The sequence below is a fragment of the Pseudomonas laurylsulfatiphila genome (genome assembly GCF_002934665.1).
Classification (GTDB): domain Bacteria; phylum Pseudomonadota; class Gammaproteobacteria; order Pseudomonadales; family Pseudomonadaceae; genus Aquipseudomonas; species Aquipseudomonas laurylsulfatiphila.
The window spans coordinates 331,994-353,288 of record NZ_NIRS01000007.1 but is presented as its reverse complement, the minus strand read 5'-3'; the positions used below and the strand labels follow the sequence as shown (position 1 = coordinate 353,288).

Below are 21,295 nucleotides of genomic sequence, written 5' to 3'. Positions count from 1 at the left end.
TTAACATTCAGCATTTTTGCTGGCTGATACACCGCTATCGCGAGCAAGCTCGCTCCCACAGGGGATTTGTGCTGGGGTTGGGATTTGGGCTGGCCAGGCTACACCCTACTCCTCACCCTTCCTCGCGGCTGTCACCGTCACTTCAATCGCCCGGACACTGATCGCCGCGAATGTCGCCGTCATCAGCACCCCATTGAACCCCAGCAGGATCGCCAGTACCCGAGACACGGCCAGTTTGGGCACCAGTTCTCCGTAGCCGATGGTCAGGCCGGTCACGAAGGCGAAGTAGACGCCGTCATACGGACTCCACCCTTCCAGGTGGGCGATGATGAGGCCGAACGCAATGATCACTAGCAGCAGTATCGAGAAGATCGGCCACACCACTTTGAAGTAGAACCAGACGGCCTTGTAGAACTCGTGGCGGACGTTTGATGCACGGGCAAGGTTCATGTCGTGGGCTTCCTGGGGTTTGACTGATGCACAGCGGTTCAATACCCCGTTCAGCTTGGCACAAGCGCTGAAAACTGCGACCAACGGGGCGTTATCTCTGGCCAGGACTATGACAAAGATGACGCCAACCGGACTATCCAAAAACCGCCCGCTGCTGGATTCCTGTAGGAGCGAGCCTGCTCGCGATGGTCGTTAACGATTACGCGGGTTACCTGGTTAAACGCAGCGCTCTCCAGTCCATCGCGAGCAGGCTCGCTCCTACAAGGTTTCTGGCTTTATCCCTCAGTTCACTTCCGTTTCCCGGATCAGCTTCTTGTTGATCTTGCCAACACTGGTCTTGGGGATTTCGGCGACGAACTTGAACTGCTTGGGGATCGCCCATTTGTTGATGCGGCCGCCGTCGACGAAGGCTTGTAGGTGCGTCTCCAGAATCTTGCGGTCCAGGTATTGCCCCGGCTCGCACACCACCATGGCCATGGGCCGTTCGCCCCACTGCTCATCGACGATACCCACCACCGCGACGGACATGACGCCCGGGTGTTCGCTGATCAGGCTTTCCAGTTCCAGGGAGCTGATCCACTCGCCGCCGGTCTTGATCACGTCCTTGATGCGGTCCTTGATTTCCACGCCGCCCTGTTGGTCGATCGAGGCCATGTCGCCGGTGTGCAGCCAGCCGTTGTGCCACAGTTCCGCGCCTTTGTCCGGGGCTTTCAGATAGCCCTGGGTCAACCACGGCGCGCGCACCACGATCTCGCCCAGGGACTCGCCGTCATGGGCCACGTCGTTACCTTCGGCGTCGATGATCTTCAGGTCGACCAGCGGCACCGGCGTGCCGGTCTTGATGCGGATCGGCAACTGGGCTTCGGCGGATAGCTGAAGGTCCTCGTCGCGCAGGTAGGTCAGGCACAGCAACGGGCAGGTTTCCGACATGCCGTAGCCGGCGTGCACCACCATGCCTTTGGCGCTGGCTTCACTGGCGATGCCAAGCGTCAGTGCGCTGCCGCCGAGGAGCATTTTCCAGCCGTCGAAACGGGTCGCCTTGCCTTCCTCGCAGTTGAGGATCATCTGCAGGATGGTCGGCACGCAGTGGGAGAAGGTCACCTTCTCTTCGCGGTACAGCCGGACCAGGCTGTTGGGCTCGTAGCGGCCGGGGTAGACCTGCTTGATGCCCATCAGGGTCGCGACATACGGCACGCCCCACGCATGCACGTGGAACATCGGCGTGATCGGCATGTACACATCGTCGGAACGCAGCAGCGGCTGGCCCTGATAGACGCCCAGGGTGCCGACGGCATTCAGGGTGTGCAGCACCAGTTGCCGATGGCTGAAGTACACGCCTTTCGGGTCGCCGGTGGTGCCGGTGGTGTAGAACAGCGTGGCAACCGAGTTCTCGTCGAAATCCGGGAAGTCGTACTGGTCCGGGGCCAGGGACAGCAACTGCTCGTACTCACCGAGCACCGGCAGCGAGGTCGCGGTCGCCTCGTCATCGGTGAGCTGCAGGTAGCCTTTTACCGTTTCCAGCCGTCCGTGAATCTGTTCGACCAGGGGCAGGAAGTCGTCATGCACCAGCACCAGGTCATCCTCGGCGTGGTTCATGGTGAACAGCACCTGCTCCGGCGACAGGCGAATGTTCACCGTGTGCAGCACCGCGCCGATCATCGGCACGGCGAAGAAGCATTCCAGGTAGCGGTGGCTGTCCCAGTCGAGCAAGGCCACGGTGTCACCGGCCTTGACCCCGGCCGCCGTCAGCGCATTGGCCAGGCGGCGGATGCGCTGGTTCAGCGTCTGGTAGCTGTAGCGCAGTTTGTCGGCGTAGACGATTTCCCGGCCCGGCTCATAACGCACGCCGGACAGCAGCAATTGCTTGATCAGCAAGGGATAGGCATAAGCGCCGTCGGCAGGCGGAATTATTTTTGTTTTCAGCATGGTTGGAGTTCCTTGTCCTTCGATCAGAACTGATCGGCTTTCAGCTCGTAGAGGCAGTCACTACCGGCCTTGACCGATGCGCTCAACGAGTGGATACGCGGCAGCAACCGGGCGAAGTAGAAACGCGCGGTCGCCAGTTTGCTGGTGTAGAAATCGTCTTCGGCATCCCCGCTGATGACGGCCTTGGCCATGCGCGCCCACATGTAGGCGTACGCGGTATAGCCAAACACGTGCAGGTACTCGACCGAGGCCGCGCCGATTTCATTCGGGTTGCCCTGGGCCCGGTCCAGCAGCCACGCGGTCAGCTCGTCGAGGGTGTCCACGGCGGCATTCAGCGGCTTGGTGAACTCGTCGAGGTTCGCAGCGGCGTTAGCGGTAAAGTTGCGGATTTCCGAGGCGAACAAGCGGTAGAGCGCCCCGCCGCTGCCGACGATCTTGCGCCCGGCCAGGTCCAGGGACTGGATGCCGTTGGTGCCTTCGTAGATCTGCGTGATGCGCACGTCGCGCACCAGTTGCTCCTGGCCCCACTCACGGATGTAGCCGTGGCCGCCGAAGACCATCTGACCGTGCAAGGTGGTTTCCAGCCCCATGTCGGTGAGGAATGCCTTGGCCACCGGGGTCAGCAGCGCCACCAGTTCCTGCGCGCGATTGCGCGTGACTTCGTCTTCGCTGTACCTGGCCGTGTCCAGTTGCAACGCGACGTAGCTGGAGAACGCACGGCCGCCTTCGTTCAAGGCTTTCATGGTCAACAGCATGCGGCGCACGTCCGGGTGCACGATGATCGGGTCGGCGGCCTTGTCCTTGTTCTGCGCACCGGTCGGCGCACGGCTTTGCAGACGGTCGCGGGCGTACGCGACGGCGTTCTGGTAGGAACGCTCGCCCTGGGCCAGGCCCTGGATGCCCACACCCAGACGCTCGTAGTTCATCATGGTGAACATCGCCGCCAGGCCTTTGTTCGGCGCGTCGACGATCCAGCCGGTGGCGCCATCGAAGTTCATCACGCAGGTGGCAGAGGCCTTGATGCCCATCTTGTGTTCGATGGAGCCACACGACAGCGCATTGTTTTCACCCAGCGAACCGTCGGCGTTGACCAGCACCTTGGGCACCAGGAACAGCGAGATGCCCTTCGGCCCCGCCGGTGCATCCGGCAGGCGCGCCAGCACCAGATGGATGATGTTCTCGGTCAGGTCGTGGTCGCCGCCGGTGATGAAAATCTTGCTGCCGCTGACCTTGTAACTGCCATCGGCCTGGGGTTCGGCCTTGGTGCGAATCAGGCCCAGGTCGGTGCCGGCGTGGGCTTCGGTCAGGCACATCGAACCGGTCCAGGTGCCGGCGTACATGTTCGGCAGATAGCGTTGCTTGAGCTCTTCGCTGGCGTGGGCCTTGATCGACAGGCAGGCACCGGCGGTCAGCATCGGGTACAGGCCGAACGACAGGCTGGCCGAGTTGACCATCTCTTCGACCTGCGCCGAAATCGCCTTGGGCATGCCCATGCCGCCGTACTGCGGATCACCGCCGACACCGACCCAACCACCCTCGGCGAAGGCTTGATAGGCCCCGGCAAAACCCTCTGGCGCGGTGACCGAACCATTGCTCCAGGTACAGCCCTGTTCGTCGGTGGCGCGGTTCAAGGGTGCGATGACTTCGCCAGTGATCTTGCCGGCCTCTTCGAGGATGGCAGCGGCAGTTTCTTCATCGATCACGTCGGCCAGGCCGGGCAAACTGGCCCAGAGCCGGGACACCTGGAAAACCTCGTTGAGTACGAAGCGCATGTCGCGCAGGGGAGCTTTGTATTCAGACATCTTGGCTTACTCGGAAGTGGTCAGGGCATGGGGCATGCCCGGACGTTCAGTGGATTCAGTGTTCTCGGCGGCGCTAGCGGAGCCCGGCTGCGGGGTCCGTTCGCGCAGCAGGAAATACGACAGGGCCGGAATCAGGATCAGCGCACCGAGCATGTTCCACAGGAACATGAAGGTCAGCAGGATGCCCATGTCGGCCTGGAACTTGATCGGCGACCAGACCCAGCACACCACGCCGGCGGCAAGGGTGATGCCCACCAGCCCGACCACCCGGCCGGTGAAGGACACGGCGTTGCGGTAGGCCTGGGACAGCGGCAGGCCCTGGCGCTGGAAGTGCAGTTGCACGCTGAGCAAGTACAGGGCGTAGTCCACGCCGATGCCGACGCCGAGGGCAATCACCGGCAGGGTCGCGACTTTCACGCCGATGCCCATGGCCACCATCAAGGCTTCACAGAGGATCGAGGTCAGCACCAGCGGCAACAGCGCCACCAGCGTGGCCCGCCAGCTGCGGAAGGTGATCAGGCAGAACAACGTCACCGCCGCGTACACGTACAGCAGCATGGTGTGATTGGCTTCGCGCACCACGATGTTGGTCGCCGCCTCGATACCGGCGCTGCCGGCCGCGAGCAGGAACTGGCGATCGTCGCTGCTGTTTTCTTTAGCGAACTTGTCAGCAATCGCCACCACCGCATCGAGGGTTTCGGCCTTGTGATCCTTGAGGAAAGCGATCACCGGCATCAGCGAGCACTCGGTGTTGAACAGCTCCGGGGAGTTGACCGAGGCTTGCTGCGCGGCATAGTTGAGCACGTCCTGGTTGCGCTGGATGCTGTTGAGCTTGGGGTTGCCTTCGTAGGTGCCGGCGGTGATCTGCCGTACCGCGTTGACCAAGGACGCGGTGGCCTGCACGCCCGGATACTGTTGCAGCTCCCAGGCCAGACGGTCGGCGAGCACCAGGGTCTTGTAGTTCAGGCAGCCTTCCGGCGCGGTCTTGATCATCACCGCGAACAGGTCGCTGGACAGCGCGTAGTGCTGGGTGATGTAGGCGTTGTCGCGGTTGTAGCGCGAGTCGGCGCGCAATTCCGGCGCACCGCTTTCCAGGTCGCCGATCTTCAGGTTGAGGCTGACCACGTAGCCGCCAATGCCCATCAATACCGCGACCAGCACGGCGCCCGTGGCCCACTTGGCGGTGGTGAAGCGATCGAGCGCGTCCCACAACCGGCCGAAGCCTTTGTGCTTCTCGGCACGGGTGTCGATTTTCAGCGCGCGCTCGGCGGCCTTGGCGCCGACGCCGACGTAAGACAGCGCCACCGGCATCAGCAACAGCGAGGTGAAGATCAGCACCGCGACACCGATGCTGGCGGTGATCGCCAGGTCCTGGATCACCGGGATGTCGATCAGCATCAGTACCGCAAAGCCAACGGCATCGGCCAGCAATGCAGTGACGCCGGCGATGAACAGACGGCGGAAGGTGTAGCGCGCGGCGATCAGCTTGTGGGTGCCACGGGCGATGTCTTGCATGATGCCGTTCATCTTCTGCGCGGCGTGGGACACGCCGATGGCGAAGATCAAAAACGGCACCAGCACCGAGTACGGATCGATGGCGTAACCGAGCCAGGCGACGATGCCCAGTTGCCAGACCACCGCAACCAGCGAGCAGCCGACCACCAGCAAGGTGCTGCGCACGCAACGGGTGTAGGCGTAGATGATGGCCAGTGAAGTGACGACGGCCAGACCGAAGAACATCATCACCTGGATCAGGCCGTCGATCAGGTCACCCATGAGTTTGGCGAAGCCGATCACCCGCACCTTGTAATGGCCGGTGCCTTCCACCCCGGACTTACGCGCAGCGCTGTCGCCGGCGTATTCGATCTTGTCGCGCAACTGCTCTTCGAGCATCTGCGAAAACGCGTGATAGTTGATGCGCTGGCCACCGGCGGCGGCTTTGTCCAGCAGCGGCACAATCAGCATGGTCGACTTGAAGTCGCTGGCCACCAGGCTGCCGACAATGCCGGCGCGGGAAATGTTCTGGCGCAGCTGTTCGATCTGCTCAGGCTGCCCTGAATAGGTGTCGGGCATCACCGGGCCACCCTGGAAACCGTCCTCGGTGACTTCGGTCCAGCGCACCGCCGGGCTCCACAGCGACTTCATCCAGGCGCGGTCGACGCCCTCGGTGAGGAACAGTTGGTCGTTGACCTGCTTGAGCACGTCGAGGTATTCGGGATCGAAAATATCGCCCTGGGTGTTCTCCACCACCACCCGCACCGAGTTGCCCAACCCGCGCAGGGAAGCGCGGTTTTCCAGGAAGTTCTGGATGTACGGCTGGCTCTGCGGAATCATCTTTTCGAAGCTGGGGCGCAACTCCAGGCGCGTCGCCGCCATGTAGCCGAGCACCACGGTGGCCAGGGCCATCAGCAGCATGAACAGCGGACGGAAGTTGAACACCAGGCGTTCGAGGCGGTTGCCGGAGCGGTGGTCGAAATCACGCACATCGCGGATCACCGGCATGGCGTCTTGTTTGATGTTGCCCATGTCTGGGTTCTCGCTCTTAGGGTTCGAGGGCTGGATCGGCGGACAGCGTCCGGGCACCACGGCTTCCCGCCAGCACCAGGGCGCCGTCGGTGGACTGGGCAGCGCCGGCGACCGGCGTCGGTGCCGGTTGCCGCACCAGATGCATCTGCGCGCCCGTCCCCTGGCTGACCAGCATCTGCCCGCCCTGGGTGAACAAGCGATAATTGCCACAGGCATCGATCAGGCCCGCGGTGATGCTGACGTGCAGGCCGCTGTCCAGCGCGGTCCAGCTCTGGCCGCCATCGGTGCTGCGCAGCACGTTGCCGCGCAGGCCGTAGACCAGCACTTCGCCGGGCTTGCCGAGCACGCCGAAGAAGCTGCCCTGATACGGCGTCGGCACGGCATTGAAGCGTTGGGCGCTGTCGTCCCACTTGAGCAACAGGCCTTGCTCGCCGGCGATGTACAACGCGTCGCCGGTGGAGGCGATGGCGTTGAGGTGGAAACCCTGCGGGTTGTCGGTGCGGTCCTGGAATGGCGTCCAGGTCTGGCCGCCGTCGTCGGTGCGCAGGATCAGGTTGAACACGCCGACCACATAGCCGGTTTTTTCATTGGCGAACCAGACGTCGAGCAGCGGTTTGTCCGCGCCCTGATCGACCAGCTTCTGGCCTTCGGCGACCAGTAGCGGCCATTGCTCGTTGCCCGGCTCGGCCTTGGCCTGCGCCGAGTAATGCTTGATGAGCAATTCGCCGATCTGGCGACCATCGAGTTGTTTGTTCCAGGTCGCGCCGGCGTCGCTGCTGTGCAACACCACGCCATCATTGCCCACCGCCCAGCCTTGGGCTGGCGTTGAAAAATTCACGGCGGTGAGATCGGCGCTGACCGGCACGGCGGCCTGCTGCCAATGCTGACCGGCATCATCGGAAAACAGAATATGGCCACGCTGGCCGACGGTAATCACGCGCCCGCCGGCGCGGGTCATGCCGGACAACGGGCTGTTGATCGCCAAGACACTGGCCCTGGCGGGCAGGTCCAGCACATCGACGTAATCGGCCGCCTGGGTGACGCCCTGCGACAGGCCGAGCACAACGCCGAACGCCAAACGCACAATATTATTTTTATACGAACACATGCTGCGTCCTCTTCGGAAAACCGCGTCGTGCAGGTCATGTGGGAGCGAGCCTGCTCCGGGCGGCGTTCCGACGATGGACGTTAACGATGACGCGTGCTTTCTGGATGCCCGCGTCGCCCTCTGGTCCATCGCGAGCAAGCTCGCTCCCACAGTGGATCGTGGCTTAGCGAATGCCGGCGCCTGCCAGCGATTCCGAAGACCACTGCGCCTTGGAGAGCGGCTCGATGTACTTGATGCCGCCGTAAGGACCGACCACACCGTTGATGTTGTACGAACCACCCACCAGGTCGTAGATCATGAAGGGCGTCGAATCCGGAACCTGCTTGTCATAGCTCTGGCTCAGGAAGGCGAAGGAACCGCGATAGAGCTGACCACGGGCGTCATATTGATCCGAGGCCAGAGCGGTCCAGCTGTCTTCGTCGAGGTAGAAGCGGCGCTTGGCGTAGATGTGACGGGCACCGGCCTTGAGGTTGCCTTCGACGACCCACACGCGGTGTTTTTCCCAGCGCACGAAGTCCGGCGCGAGGTGGTTGGCGGTGGTCAGCGACTTCGGATCCTGGACATAGGTCAGCTTGTAGGTGTTGTAGGGCACGATCATTTCCTGCTTGCCCACCAGCTTCCAGTCGTAGCGGTCCAGCGCACCGTTGAACACGAACACGTCATCGTAGGTGCCCGCGCCGGCGGTACCCGGGTTAGGCGTGTCGTAGGCCAGGCTTGGTGCCAGTTTCACCCGACGCTGACCCGGCAAGTACTGCCAGGCACGACGCGGCTGCTGCAACGGGTTGGCGGCGTCCTTGAGCATGATCGCCTCACCGGCCCGGCGCGCAGGGCCGGTATACGCCAGCTTCATCTGGTAGTACACGTCGGCGCTGCTGATCGGCTGCGAGAGGTTTTCGTAGATCGGGTAGGAGATGTTCGCTTGCCCGGTGGTTGCCAGGCTCGGCACGCCGGCGGAGTCGACGTTCCAGGAGTCGTACTTGGAGCTGATGCTGACGCCCTGGTAGCGCAACAGGAAGTTCCACATCGCTTCGTTGCCCGACTGCGGAATCGGGAACGGAATGCCCGGCAGCACGTTGTCGATGGCCAGGCCACCTTCGAGGGACTTGGCGCCGCTGGCGTTCTTCACGCCGTTATCCAGAATCGCTTGAGGCAGCGAAACGGTGCGGTGCGTCGGGAACACGTCGACACGGAACGTCGGGAAACGCTTGGCCAGTTCTACCGTGGTTGCCGTGAGCAGGCCCTTGTACTGATCGACGTTCTTGCCGTCGATCACCACCAGCGGTTTTTCACTGGCAAACGGATCCGGACGCATGCTGTCGCCGGCTTTGAAGCTGGCCGGTGCGGTGGTCAGGCCACCGTTGTAGGCGGGAATGGAACCATCGGCGTTCCCGGCTTTTTCGGCGCCCACCAGCGTCAGGCTGGTGCCCAGTTTGGCAGCTTCCTGGGCTGAAACAGCGGCCTGTGCCTGGGCGGCAAGGACCATGGCCAGCGAAGCGGCCAACACGGTTTGTACAAATTTCATCTTGTTATTCTCCTGCTTGCATTGAGCAAATCAGTGGTGAATCAGAATGTTGTTTTCATCGTCAGGTACACGGCACCACGGTCCTCGGTCGTGGCACCACCACCGGAGAAGGATGAGTAGCCGCCGGCGTAGCAGGCGTAGTTTTCGTTGCCGCTGAAGGCGTTCGGGGTGGAGCCGTCGCCGCCGTTCGGGCCGGTGCTCACACCGCTGACGTTGCACTTGTCGGTCTGGCCGAAGGAGTCCACGTACTTCAGGTCGACAAAGTATTTGTTGTAGACAATGGCGCCCACGCCCACGGCATAGTTGCCGGTGTCCTTGGCACCACCACCGGAGACCGGCGACACGCCATCGAGACCGACGTTGACGGACATCGGTGCGTTGAGGTCGACACCCGGGAACACCTGGTACCAGGTCGGTGTGAAGTTGACTGCCAGGCCCCAGTTGTCACGGGTCGGCGCGTCGATGCCGCGATAGCTGTCCTTGCCCTTGTAGAGCGCCTCGTTCTTGCTATCGAGCTTGAGCAGGTTGCTGTAGTACAGCTCGGCCAGCACGGTGGCCTGATCGAACACCGGCGTTTTCGGCAGGGTCATCAGGCCGTTGAGTGTCCAGTGCAGGGTGTCGCCTGTGGCGCTCATGCTGTCGCCACGGCTCGGGGTGTCGTAGACCACACCGGTGGCGTCCGTACGTGCAGGCAGCAGACCCAGACCTTGACCCAGGCCCAGCGGGCTGCGGGTACTGACGATCGCCGGGATACTGGCCAGCGGCATGTTGTGGCGAACGTTAAGGTCCGAACCGACGCTGATCCCGCCGACATCCTTGGACAGGCTCAGGCCAAGGATCTTGATGTTGTCGGCATAGGCCAGTTGATAGGTGGCGGTGTCCAGCGAATTGAGGGTGTTGATCACCGCCGGCACTTGCCCCGCCGGACGGGTGCCGTTCGGGTTGGCCGAGGTAATGCCTCTGGCGTCCAGATAGGCTTGCGGCAGGATTTCCGAGGTTTCGCGGTAGTAAACGCCGAGGGTGCCATCCAGCCACGCCGGCGACCACTTGGCCATGACGCCCCAGTCGCCGCTGTCATGCGGTGTCAGGTCCTTGCCGCGACGCACATTGGTCAAGGCGTTGCACGGTGCCAGGCCACAACCCAGCGGGCTGCCCGGTACCACGGCGTTGGTGTTGCCCAACAGGAACGATTGCGCGCCGAAGCCGACCAGGTCGGAACCACCGTAATAGGTGCCCGCTTCCGGCAAGCGCGCGGCATCCCAATTGAGGAAATACTGGGCACCCACGGTCAGCTCGGGATTGACGGTGAACGTCATCGACAGCTGGTTACGCGGAACGAACAGTTCCTTGGCCTCGGTACCCGGCGATGCGGCAAGCTTGGCCAGGTCGAGGCCGGACTGGCCATAGCTGACCGAGTGCACCGGGTTGAGAATGGTCTCGCCCCAGAACACGTTGTGCTGGCCGGCCTTGGCGCTGAACATCGACTCCTCGCCCACTTCGGTGCTGTAGAACACGAAGGCATCGAGGATTTCGCCCGACGGACCGCTGTAGTAGCGCTGGGCATAGTTGCTCAGGTGCGGGCTGCCGTTGCCGACGTTGTCATGGGTGACCCCGGCCAGGCGCGGGTCGTTGGCAATCAGGCCCGAACGCGCATCGTTGCCGTTGACGAACGGGTTGGAATTGGAGCCGGTGTTGTCATAGGCCTTGTCGTACCAGCTGGCGGCGCTGACGCGAAAACCCATGGCGTTCTTGTAGACCACGTCCATTTCGGTCAACAGGTCGACACGGTTGGTGATGTTCGTGCCGGCCTTGCGGAAGTTGTAGTCGCCGTCGTTGTTGTTCGGCGTTCCCAACATGCGTTTGTCGGCGCTTTCGGTACGCACGCCATAGTTGTACTTGATGGTGTTATCCACCCGTACGTTCCAGTCCGGATTCCCCGTCTCGATTTCGGCCCCATGGGCCACCGGTAAGCTTGCCGCGAGAATGGCCGAGGCGAGCAAGGTGTAGCGTGGAGCGGTGAAGCCGTGACTCTTGTTGTTGTGCATTGCGTTGTCTCCGCCTTTTTGTATTTGTTTTTAGCGCAGCCGCCCTCACGCAAACCTCTTCGTGTTTGCGTTTAAGGAATGAGGGCAAATGCCGGTGGCGTACTGCCAGTCCAGCTCCTTGTACTAGCGGTCCAGCTCCAGGATGAGTGCTTCGGCTTGCGGCCAGTGGCCAAATCCTGCGGCCGGATTGAGGTGACCGACATCGCCCAGATTGAGCAATTCGGCGCCCCAGCCTTCTGCCATGCGGGTGACCGCAGGCAGCGTGGCAAGGTGATCGTTGGTGCTGCCGGCCACGATGCTGCGAAATGGCAGCGGGCCTTGTGGCAGAGGATTCCAGCCCTGGCTACGCAGGGTTTCGGAGGATGGATAATTTGCCGGCCAGACCGCATCGAGGTCCGGTGGCGCGGCCAGCAAAGCGCCCTTGATCGGACGGCTGTAGTGCGCAGCCCAGTGCGCGACCATCAGTACGCCGGCACTGTGGGCGACCAGAATCACCGGCCCGTCGATCTGTTCGAGTTCGTGCTGGATGGCCCGCACGCGAGCCATGCAATCGAGCTTGTCGGTCTCCAGCGGAGGGACGCTACGTACGTTGCTCAGCCTGGCTTGCAGCAACGTTTGCCAATGTTCGGCCACGTGCTCGCGCAGACCTGGAACGATCAGAACGGTGGCGGCAGTTTGCAGTTTGTCCACGGTCAACACCTTCGCTTTCTCGATAACTCGACTGGCTGTTTTCGCCAGGGGCTTTTTGTAGGGTCGACATTAAATTGCGCCCACCCGAAGCGCTTTACATTGGACGTCAGGCACTTTTCTTTTGATGACAAATTGTCGGACACTCGGACGCGTGACCGCCGGTCTAAAAACCCCGCAGGTTGGCGCAAGGTCACTGTAATCAACGGATGAGCGCTGATGGCTCCATGCAGCGTAGAAGATGGGTGAGCGCACAGCATGAAAACCATCGACGACATGACAACTGTTCAACTGTTGATACGCTGGATATAGTCGCCACGCTCACGCCAATCACCACCGGCACAGGGAAGCCCTCGCATGACCAAGCTTGTTCGCGCCGCCGTCTTGACCAACTACCTTGAGGTCACCCAGTACCTGGGTTTCAACCCGCGCGACGTGCTGGCCGCTGTCGGCCTGAGCAGGGCCCAACTGCAAGCCCCTGAACACCGCATCCAGATCGATGCCGCCGTACGCCTGCTGGAAGACTCCGCCACCGCCAGCGGTTGCCAGACCTTCGGCCTGAGCATGGCCGAGTCGCGCCAGCTTTCGGACTTCGGCGTGGTCAGCCTGCTGCTCAGTCACCAGCGCACCCTGCGCGATGCCTTGCAGGTCGTGGTGGATTACCGACACCTGATGAACGACTCGCTGGCCATCTTCATCGAAGAGGCCGGCAAGATGGTGATCATTCGCGAAGAGGTGGTCACCGAAACACCCATGCCCAGCCGCCAGGCCACGGAGCTGGCCATCGGCGTGATGTTCCGGCTGTGCTCGGCCCTGCTGGGCTCACACTGGCACCCCTACAGCGTCAACTTCATGCACCAGGCACCGGACAACCTGCACCTGCACCGCCGGTTGTTTGGTTGCAAACTGGAGTTCGGCAGCGAGTTCAACGGCATCGTCTGCCCCGACATCAGCCTCGACATGACCAACCCCAACGCCGACCCGGCCATGGCCCGCTACGCCCAGAGCTACCTCGACTCGCTGCAGGGCCACGAAGGCACCTCGATGCTGTTCGAAGTACGCAAGGCGATCTACCTGCTGCTGCCCATGGGACGCGCCACCATCGAACAGGTCGCCCAGAGCCAGGGCATGAACGTGCGCACCCTGCAACGCCGCCTCAAGGACGACGGCTGCGCCTTCAACGACGTGATCAACGACGTGCGTCGAGATCTGGTGCTGCGCTACCTGGACAACCCGAACTACTCGCTGAGCCGCATTGCCGACATGCTTGGGTATTCGATGGCGAGTTCGTTTACGCGGTGGTTTATCAGTCAGTTTGGGATGCCGCCTGCGACTTGGCGGGCTCAGAAGCAGGGGGCTGCGAAAGTGCAGGTGGATGCTGTGGGGCAGGTTGTTCCGAAAGAAACCTGATTCGACGGAACAATGGAAATCCCGATATGGCACTTGCCGTTGAGCAGCAACTAAATGGCATGTAGAAGACGATGCTTGCGAAGTTGATATGCCCACTTAAATGCTTCGTTACATCCCGGCTCCTTGCAGTCAAAGGGCCGCTTGTCGGTATGTTCTACCTGATGTCGGGCGAGATCCCGTGAGTGCTTGAACGATTTCGGACATCCCGGCTCCGTGCAGGGAAAGCGCTCGCCGGTATGTGCTCCCTGATGTGCTGTAAGATGGTCTTTACGCCTGAACCATTTCGGACATCCCGGCTCCGTGCAGGGAAATGGCCGCTCGCCGGAATGTATTCGCAGATGTGTGGTGAGACTCCCTGACTGCGTGAACGATTTCTTACATCCCGGCTCCTTGCAGCGAAAGCGCTCGCCGGTATGTATTCGCAGATGTGTGGTGAGTCCCCCTGACTGCTTGAACGATTGCTGACATATCTCGCAGGTAAAGGGCCGCTCGCCGGTATGCTTTCTTAGATGCTGTTTAAGGTTTCCCTTACTTGAATAAGACCCGCCGCAGGTGAGACAGACATGAGGATTTGGCACTCCGGATGAAGCACCCGACGAGCCGGGGATGGAAGACGACGGATCGACCGTTGTCAGTGGAGCCAACTTTATTTCCTCCAAGCCTGAAGGTGCATCTAGATCCCCTGCCAAGCCTGCAAACGATAACAACCCTGCCTCAGACCCGATGGAACTCACAGACGCTTGGGAATCGACATCGTAACTTTCGATGATGGCCGACGATGCTAGGGCAGCGAGGGCTGGTTGAAGTTCTTCTACAATCAAACCCCGCGTGACCTGTTGTTTATCCGACGCCAATTCATCTTTGCTACGGAACACTCCACCAGCTTTTCGAAACTCTTCGGCAGACATCTTTCCTCGTCCATCACCGTCCGTAAAACTCAACGGCGAATTACCCACAAACCCATACAGATTCAACCCATCCACCGCCCCAGCCGGATCGGGATTGATCCAGCGACTCAACCACGGCGCAAAATACCGATAGCCGTAGTAATACAACCCGGTCGCATCCCGTTCCTTGCCCGAATAACGAAGGCTTTTCCAGGCGCCGCTCTGGTCGCTGTGGTCCTCCCACGCCGTGCCGCCGAACGGGTAATAGGCTTCGCGGCTCTGCACGTTGGCGTGGTCGTCGAGTTCCAGCGTGCCGGAGCCCAGATGGTCGGTCAGGTGGTAGCGCAACGCGAACGTCGGCGCATGCGGCCCTTGCAGCCATGTCACCCGATTGCGTCCGGCCTCCAGGTCAAGCACCTGATGCGCAGGGGTGCCGTTGCGAAAGTGGATTTCCAGCCCCGGCAGGTAGCGCACTTCGCTGGTCACGGTTCGAGCATCGGTCAGGGCCGTGCGGACTTTGCGCAGGCGCTTGCCCCCGCCGCCGTAGAGGTAGCGTTCGGTGTCGTCGGCTTCATTCTCCCGTTGTACCGGCGACACGCTGGTCAGTTGGTTGCGCAAATCCCAGGTCATGGTTTGGCCACGCTGCAGGAAGCGCAGGTTGCCATTGCGGTCGAAGTGGTTGTCGAAATCCGGCGGTTGATCATCTTCGAGCAGGCTGCGATTGCTGTTCGCGGCAACGGCCCAGCTCCGGGTGAAGGGTTGCGCGCCGAGATGCCGCAGTTCGGTCATGTTGCCGGCCGGGTCGTATTCGTACTCTTCGCGGTAATTGAGCACAGCGTTGGTATCGGTCGCGGTTCGATACTGACTGAAGGGATAAACCGAAGATCGCTCGGCCTCCCAACCCGTGGCACTGATCAGCTGGCCCAGGCTGTCATAGTCGAAGGTGCGCAACGCCTCTATGCGCTGGTTCTTGAAGAAGCGCACCGGCAATGCGTGGTCCTTGATGCCCACGATGTTGCCAGCTGCATCGACTTCGTAACTCAGATCCTGCACGGGCGACGCGCCAGGCAACCCGGCGGCCAATCGCAGCAAGCGGCCGTCGCTGGGGGCGAACTCGGCCTCGGTGACCACGCCGTTGCCGGCGGTTTCCCGTTCGACCTGATGGCTCGGGTTGTAGCGAATGTCGTGGACCAGGCACTGGCCGGGGGCCGGGCTATTCGCCGGTTGCAGCCAACCCTCCTTGAGCTGCCCAGCCACGGTGTAACCGAATCGCCGACGGTGGCCGCTGGCATCGACAAGGCTCAGCAAATCTCCGGCGGGGTCATAGCCCCAGCGGCTCTCCAGCCCCACCCCAGGGTCAAGTAATGCATCACGTGCCGACTCGTCCAGCGGCCAATCGGGCGTGTCCAACTCAGTGAGAAAGTGGCTGATTTCACTTTGCGCCAGCCCCATCAAATCGTACTCGGGCATATGCCGGGTGCCGGCCGGATCGTCGTGGCGAATCAGTCGACCACATTGATTGCCGACCTCGATATCGGCGGCGCCATACTTGAATCGCTCGACCACGCGGCCCGCCTCACCACGCGCCTGCTCCATCACTGCCGTTGAGCGTAGCGACGTGTCGTATTCAAAGTCCTGCCGCGAGCCTCGGCTGTCCCACTGGCTCAGGGTTTCACCGGCCTGCCCCAGCAGTAACACCCGCCAACCGGCATCGACACTATCCGTCGCCAGCACAGTCCCTGTCAGGCTGAAACCGTGCCCCATCGCCGGAATCGGCAACCGTGGATCCCACTGTTCGACCCCATGTCCCGCCGCATCGAACACCTGCCGCGTGACCCGCGCCTCGGGCGTTTGTCCGACCGCCGCGCGCCAGTAGGTCACACCACGCACAGCGAGCCCTCGCGGATCCATGACCGCGAGAGTGGGCGTGGCGTGATGCACAGAGGGGTTGTTCATCGACTCTGGATAGCATTCGCGGTCGGCCAGCGTCTACTGTCAGAAATTACAGGTGAAGCCAGGGCATGAACGTGCGCACCCTGCAACGCCGACGACGGCTGCGCCTTCAATCGCTGGCAAGCCAGCTCCCACAGGGGACCCTGCCCACGCTAAAACTGTAGGAGCCAGCTTGCTGGCGATGGACTCAAGTGCGCCGCGTTCATCCAGTTCACCCGCGTTATCGTTAACGACCATCGCTGGCAGGCCAGCTCCCACAAGGGGTGTGCCCACACCGAAACTGTAGGAGCCAGCTTGCTGGCGATGGGCTCCGGTGCGCCGCGTTTATCCAGCTCACCCGCTTCATCGTTAACGACCATCGCTGGCAGGCCAGCTCCCACAAGGGCCATGCCCACGCTGAAATTGTAGGAGCCAGCCTGCTGGCGATGGACTCCAGTGCACCGCGTTCATCCAGTTCACCCGCGTTATCGTTAACGACCATCGCTGGCAGGCCAGCTCCCACAAGGGCCATGCCCACGCTGAAATTGTAGGAGCCAGCCTGCTGGCGATGGACTCCAGTGCGCCGCGTTCATCCAGCTCACCCGCTTCATCGTTAACGACCATCGCTGGCAGGCCAGCTCCCACAAGGGCCATGCCCACGCTGAAATTGTAGGAGCCAGCCTGCTGGCGATGGACTCCAGTGCACCGCGTTCATCCAGTTCACCCGCGTTATCGTTAACGACCATCGCTGGCAGGCCAGCTCCTACAAGGGACCGAGCCCACGCTGAAATTGTAGGAGCCAGCCTGCTGGCGATGGACTCCAGTGCACCGCGTTCATCCAGTTCACCCGCGTTATCGTTAACGACCATCGCTGGCAGGCCAGCTCCTACAAGGGGCCATGCCCACGCTGAAATTGTAGGAGCCAGCCTGCTGGCGATGGACTCCAGTGCGCCGCGTTTATCCAGCTCACCCACGTTATCGTTGACGACCATCGCTGGCAGGCCAGCTCCCACAAAGGACCGAGCCTACGCTGAAACTGTAGGAGCCAGCCTGCTGGCGATGGACTCCAGTGCGCCGCGTTCATCCAGTTCACCCGCGTTATCGTTGACGACCATCGCTGGCAAGCCAGCCCCTACAAGGGACCGAGCCCACGCTGAAATTGTAGGAGCCAGCCTGCTGGCGATGGACTCCAGTGCGCCGCGTTCATCCAGCTCACCCGCGTTATCGTTAACGACCATCGCTGGCAGGCCAGCTCCTACAAGGGACCGAGCCCACGCTGTAACTGTAGGAGCCAGCTTGCTGGCGATGGACTCAAGTGCGCCGCGTTTATCCGGTTTATACGCGTTATCGTTGACGGCCATCGCTGGCAAGCCAGCTCCTACAAGGGGCCATGCCCACGCTGAAATTGTAGGAGCCAGCCTGCTGGCGATGGACTCAAGTGCGCCGCGTTTATCCGGTTCACACGCGTATCGTTAACGACCATCGCTGGCAAGCCAGCGCCTGCAAGCGACCGCGTCCGCGTCCAAACCTGTGAAAGCCCCCATAAAAAAACGGCGACTGCTGGTACAGTCGCCGCGAAAGACCGGTGTTTGTGACACCGGTCGAGAGCCCCACGGCATGAGGAGTCAACGCCGTGTGGCCCTGCCATAAAACGTATGGGTGATGACGCGTTCAGAGCCCCCAGCGCAGCAGCAGCAACACCAGCACGACGAGGAAGACCGTCTCCCCCACCATCAGCAGGATCGGCTTGATCCCGACCGCCGCCAGCTCGCGCAAGCGGGTCTTCATGCCCAGGGCGCTGATGGAAATCACCAGGCACCAGCGCGACAGTTCGTTGACCGAGCCTTGCACCGCAGGCGCTACCCATCCGGTGCTGTTGATGCAGGCCAGGATCAGAAAGCCGACGGCGAACCACGGCAACAACGGCGGGCGCTTGCCGGTCGGGTCGGCGCCTTGCATGCGGGTGATCATCGCGGCGGTGACGATCACCGGCAGCAGCATGGCAACGCGCATCAGCTTGACCACCGTGGCCGTGTCGCCGGTCTCGGTCGACATGCTGTAGCCGGCGCCGACCACCTGGGCCACGTCGTGGATCGTGGCGCCGAGGAACACGCCCGCCACCTGCGGCGACAACTGCAACCAGTTGGCGATCATCGGGTAGACGATCATTGCCAGGGTCGACAGCGCCGAGACGCCGATCACAGTGAACAGTGTGGCGCGCTCTTTCTGCGGATGGTTCGGCAGCGCCGCTGCCAGTGCCAGGGCCGCCGAGGCGCCGCAGATGGCGGTCGCGCCGCCGGTGAGCATGCCGAACAGGCGCTGGAACCCCAGGGCCTTGGCGGCGACCACCGACACACTGATGGTCACCACCACCAGGATCACCACCAGCGCGATCGGCTTCCAGCCCAGCGCGGCCATTTGCTCCAGGGTGATGCGCATGCCCAGCAGCGCCACGCCAATGCGCAGCACCGTGCGGGCGGTGAACTCGATACCGGCCTTGCACGGGCCGTCATCGGCGAGAAAATTCAGGGCCATGCCCAGCAGCAAGGCGAACAGCATGACCGGCGCACCGTAGTGCTCGGACAGGAACGACGCGGCGGCCGCCACGATCAGGCTGACGATAAACCCCGGTGCCAGTTCGCGCGTGCGACTGTGGATGCGGGTGAGAGCAATGGCGCTCATGGCGCGACCTCCTCGGAAACGATGACGATAAACGCCTGGCCGTCGATGATCTCGACCGGGTAGTTGGTGACTTTGACTTGCCTGGAGTTGAGCAAATAACCGCTGTGCAAATCGAAGCGCAGACCATGGGCGCAGCATTGAATCACCCGGCCCTCAAGGCGCCCGCCACACAGCGAAGCGCCCTGATGCGGGCAGCTGTCGTCGATGGCAAACAGCTGCCCGTCGACGTTGAACAACGCCAGGCTTTTGTCCTCGAATTCGAACAGCGCCCGGCCACCGGCCTGCGGGTGTTTGCCGGCCGGCACGGGAATGCGCCGGGTCATGCTGGCTGCCGCTCGCGATCACTTTCCTTGAGGGCCTCGTTCATGGCCCCGAGCAGCGCCTGAGCGGGTTGTGCACCGATCACTGTCATGCGGTTGTCGAACTTGAAGCTCGGCACGCCACTGGTCGCGCCGGGAGATCCTTCAAACGGCGTGGCATCGCCCTTCAGGCAATCGAGCAGCCCGTCCGGAGCGACGCCGCAGGAGCGGGCAATGGCCAGCAAGGTCTCGCGGCAACCGAGGTTTTCGCGTCTCAGGAAATAAGCGGCGAACAATCGTTCGAGCAACATTTCACGCTGACTGGCATTGCCCAGTTCGCTGACACGCTCGAACAAGCGATGGGCGTCTGCGGTGTTGGGCATCGTCTCGATACGGCTGAGGTCGATGGCCAGGCCAACCGCACTGGCAGCCTGCTGCACCTGGGCCTGGCGCATGGTCATGGCGTCGGCATTGCCCAGGCGCTTGCGGTAGAAATCGGCAAAGGGTTCACCCTCTACCGGTATCTGAGGCAACAACTGCACGCCATGCCACACCGTGGTGATCTGCACGTCCGGGTGGCGACTGCGAAACTGCACCTGCGCATGCTCCAGTTGGCGTTTGCCGATCAGGCACCAGGGGCAGATAAAATCGAAAAACACATCAATACGTAAACGACGACTCACAACTTCACCTCTAAACCCGCTTCACCGACAGGGTCAGGCACGCTCTGACCCTGAAGCCGGGCAATATCTCTGTGGTAATGACACTTGGCATAAAAGAACACCGCCGCCGCCGCGAGGCTGACCAGTGGCACCAGTTGAAACGCGGCATGCAGACCGATGAGGTCGGACACCCGGCCGGTGATGAACGGTCCCGGTGCCAGCCCCAGCATGTTGTTGGCCAGGGTCAGCGTGGCGAACGCCGTACCGTGCACCGAGTAATGTGTCAGGTTGGCAACCATCGCACCGGCGGGGCCGGTGGTGCCGGTGGCAATCGCCATGCCCAGGCAGATCAGCAGCAGTTGCACTGGCCCTGCCGGCAAGGCAAACGCCGCCGACAACAGCAGGCAACTGCCCAGGCAGAAACCGATGGCCAGGCTGACCTTGCGCTCCGGCGAGTTGCGGCACAGGCGATCGCTGAGCATGCCGCACAGGATCATGCCCGCACCGCTGCACAACACGATGACCGCCGCCATGCCGCCGGCCTTGTCGGTGGGCATGTCGTAGTAGCGGTTGAGGTAGCTGGGAATCCACACCATCACCGTGCCGCCGACGAACAACTGCAAGCCGCTGGCGATATAGGTCGACACCACCGAACGGCTGGACCAGAGCGTGCGCAGCGGACGCTTGACCGCGGCAGCCGTCTTGTTCGCAATCTGCGCGGCACGTTGTGGTGCAATGCGCGCTTCCTTGACGATGAGCGGATAGAGCACCGCCAGAAACAGGCCAAACAGCGACATGCCGGCGAACGACCAGCGCCAGCCGAGCTTGGCGGCAATCGCACCACCCAACGCCATGCCCAACACCGAACCGAACATCCCGCCCGCCATGAAGGCACTGGCCAGGGTGGCCCGCATGTGTTTGGGGAACACCGAAATCACCACCGCAATGCCCACGCTGCCGTAGGCGGCTTCGCCGACACCGACCATGAACCGCGCGATGAACATCTGCTGGTAGTCCTGCGCCAGCGCGCAACCCAGGGTTGCCACGCTCCACAGGAACGCCATCAGCGCCAGGCTCTTGACCCGGCCGAAGCGGTCGGCCATCAACGACAGGGGAAACGTCAGCAGGCCAACCATCAGGGCGACGATGCCGCTGAGCAGACCCAACTGTCCGTCGCTCAACGCCCACTCAGTCTTGAGCAGGGGGAATACCGCGTTCAGTACCTGACGCGACATGTAATCGGAAATCAACAGGCCGAACGTCAAGGCAAAGACGATCCAGGCATATTGGCGCGCAACGCCGACTCCGCTGGAGTCGTCATCGTCAGCGGCTATTGGGTGAAAGGCCATGCAGCCTC

General features: G+C 62.2%; 14 protein-coding genes. 1 reads left to right on the top strand and 13 read right to left on the bottom strand.

Going from position 1 to position 21,295, the window contains the following annotated elements; genetic code table 11:
* Positions 1–105: 105 nt before the first annotated feature.
* From CD175_RS26500 to CD175_RS26465, 8 genes are all read right to left on the bottom strand, one after another.
* Entirely contained in the window at positions 106–450 is a 345-nt protein-coding gene (locus CD175_RS26500) for a potassium channel family protein (RefSeq protein ID WP_104451045.1), read from the bottom strand.
* A gap of 282 nt (positions 451–732) precedes the next feature.
* Positions 733–2,376: a fatty acid--CoA ligase gene (locus CD175_RS26495; RefSeq protein ID WP_104451044.1), complete on the bottom strand. Its 1,644-nt coding sequence runs from the start codon at positions 2,374–2,376 to the stop codon at positions 733–735.
* A 23-nt stretch (positions 2,377–2,399) separates the two neighbouring features.
* On the bottom strand, positions 2,400–4,178 hold the full coding sequence (locus CD175_RS26490) for an acyl-CoA dehydrogenase C-terminal domain-containing protein (RefSeq protein ID WP_104451043.1): 1,779 nt from the start codon (positions 4,176–4,178) through the stop codon (positions 2,400–2,402).
* A 6-nt stretch (positions 4,179–4,184) separates the two neighbouring features.
* Positions 4,185–6,704 (bottom strand): efflux RND transporter permease subunit, encoded by a 2,520-nt coding sequence (locus tag CD175_RS26485; protein ID WP_104451042.1) that lies wholly within the window; start codon positions 6,702–6,704, stop codon positions 4,185–4,187.
* 16 nt (positions 6,705–6,720) lie between these two features.
* Positions 6,721–7,812: a WD40/YVTN/BNR-like repeat-containing protein gene (locus CD175_RS26480; protein WP_104451041.1), complete on the bottom strand. Its 1,092-nt coding sequence runs from the start codon at positions 7,810–7,812 to the stop codon at positions 6,721–6,723.
* Positions 7,813–7,975: 163 nt separating this feature from the next.
* Positions 7,976–9,334 carry a DUF1329 domain-containing protein gene (locus CD175_RS26475; protein ID WP_007971965.1) on the bottom strand — a complete coding sequence of 453 codons (1,359 nt, stop codon included), beginning with the start codon at positions 9,332–9,334 and terminating at the stop codon, positions 7,976–7,978.
* Between the two features lie 41 nt (positions 9,335–9,375).
* Complete coding sequence (locus CD175_RS26470; RefSeq protein WP_104451040.1) at positions 9,376–11,379, bottom strand: DUF1302 domain-containing protein; 2,004 nt, start codon at positions 11,377–11,379, stop codon at positions 9,376–9,378.
* A 123-nt stretch (positions 11,380–11,502) separates the two neighbouring features.
* On the bottom strand, positions 11,503–12,069 hold the full coding sequence (locus CD175_RS26465) for an RBBP9/YdeN family alpha/beta hydrolase (RefSeq protein WP_015093602.1): 567 nt from the start codon (positions 12,067–12,069) through the stop codon (positions 11,503–11,505).
* 354 nt (positions 12,070–12,423) lie between these two features.
* Between CD175_RS26465 and CD175_RS26460 the strand changes: the two genes are divergently transcribed.
* Positions 12,424–13,476, top strand: a complete 1,053-nt coding sequence (locus tag CD175_RS26460; RefSeq protein WP_104451039.1) for an AraC family transcriptional regulator — start codon at positions 12,424–12,426, stop codon at positions 13,474–13,476.
* 50 nt (positions 13,477–13,526) lie between these two features.
* Here the strand turns inward: CD175_RS26460 and CD175_RS26455 are convergent, their stop codons facing one another.
* The 5 genes from CD175_RS26455 to CD175_RS26420 form a co-directional block, all read right to left on the bottom strand.
* Positions 13,527–16,244, bottom strand: coding sequence for a C2H2-type zinc finger protein (locus CD175_RS26455; RefSeq protein ID WP_240629029.1), 2,718 nt, complete (start codon positions 16,242–16,244; stop codon positions 13,527–13,529).
* Between the two features lie 1,722 nt (positions 16,245–17,966).
* A complete protein-coding gene (locus CD175_RS26435) occupies positions 17,967–18,977 on the bottom strand; it encodes a YeiH family protein (protein ID WP_104451034.1) in 1,011 nt (336 codons plus the stop codon).
* Positions 18,974–19,300: a Rieske (2Fe-2S) protein gene (locus CD175_RS26430; protein WP_104451033.1), complete on the bottom strand. Its 327-nt coding sequence runs from the start codon at positions 19,298–19,300 to the stop codon at positions 18,974–18,976. Before CD175_RS26430 ends, CD175_RS26435 begins: the two co-directional genes overlap by 4 nt.
* A complete protein-coding gene (locus CD175_RS26425; protein WP_104451032.1) occupies positions 19,297–19,959 on the bottom strand; it encodes a DsbA family oxidoreductase in 663 nt (220 codons plus the stop codon). The genes CD175_RS26430 and CD175_RS26425 overlap by 4 nt, the downstream gene beginning before the upstream one ends.
* Positions 19,956–21,287, bottom strand: a complete 1,332-nt coding sequence (locus tag CD175_RS26420) for an MFS transporter (protein ID WP_104451031.1) — start codon at positions 21,285–21,287, stop codon at positions 19,956–19,958. Before CD175_RS26420 ends, CD175_RS26425 begins: the two co-directional genes overlap by 4 nt.
* Between the last annotated feature and the right edge of the window lie 8 nt (positions 21,288–21,295).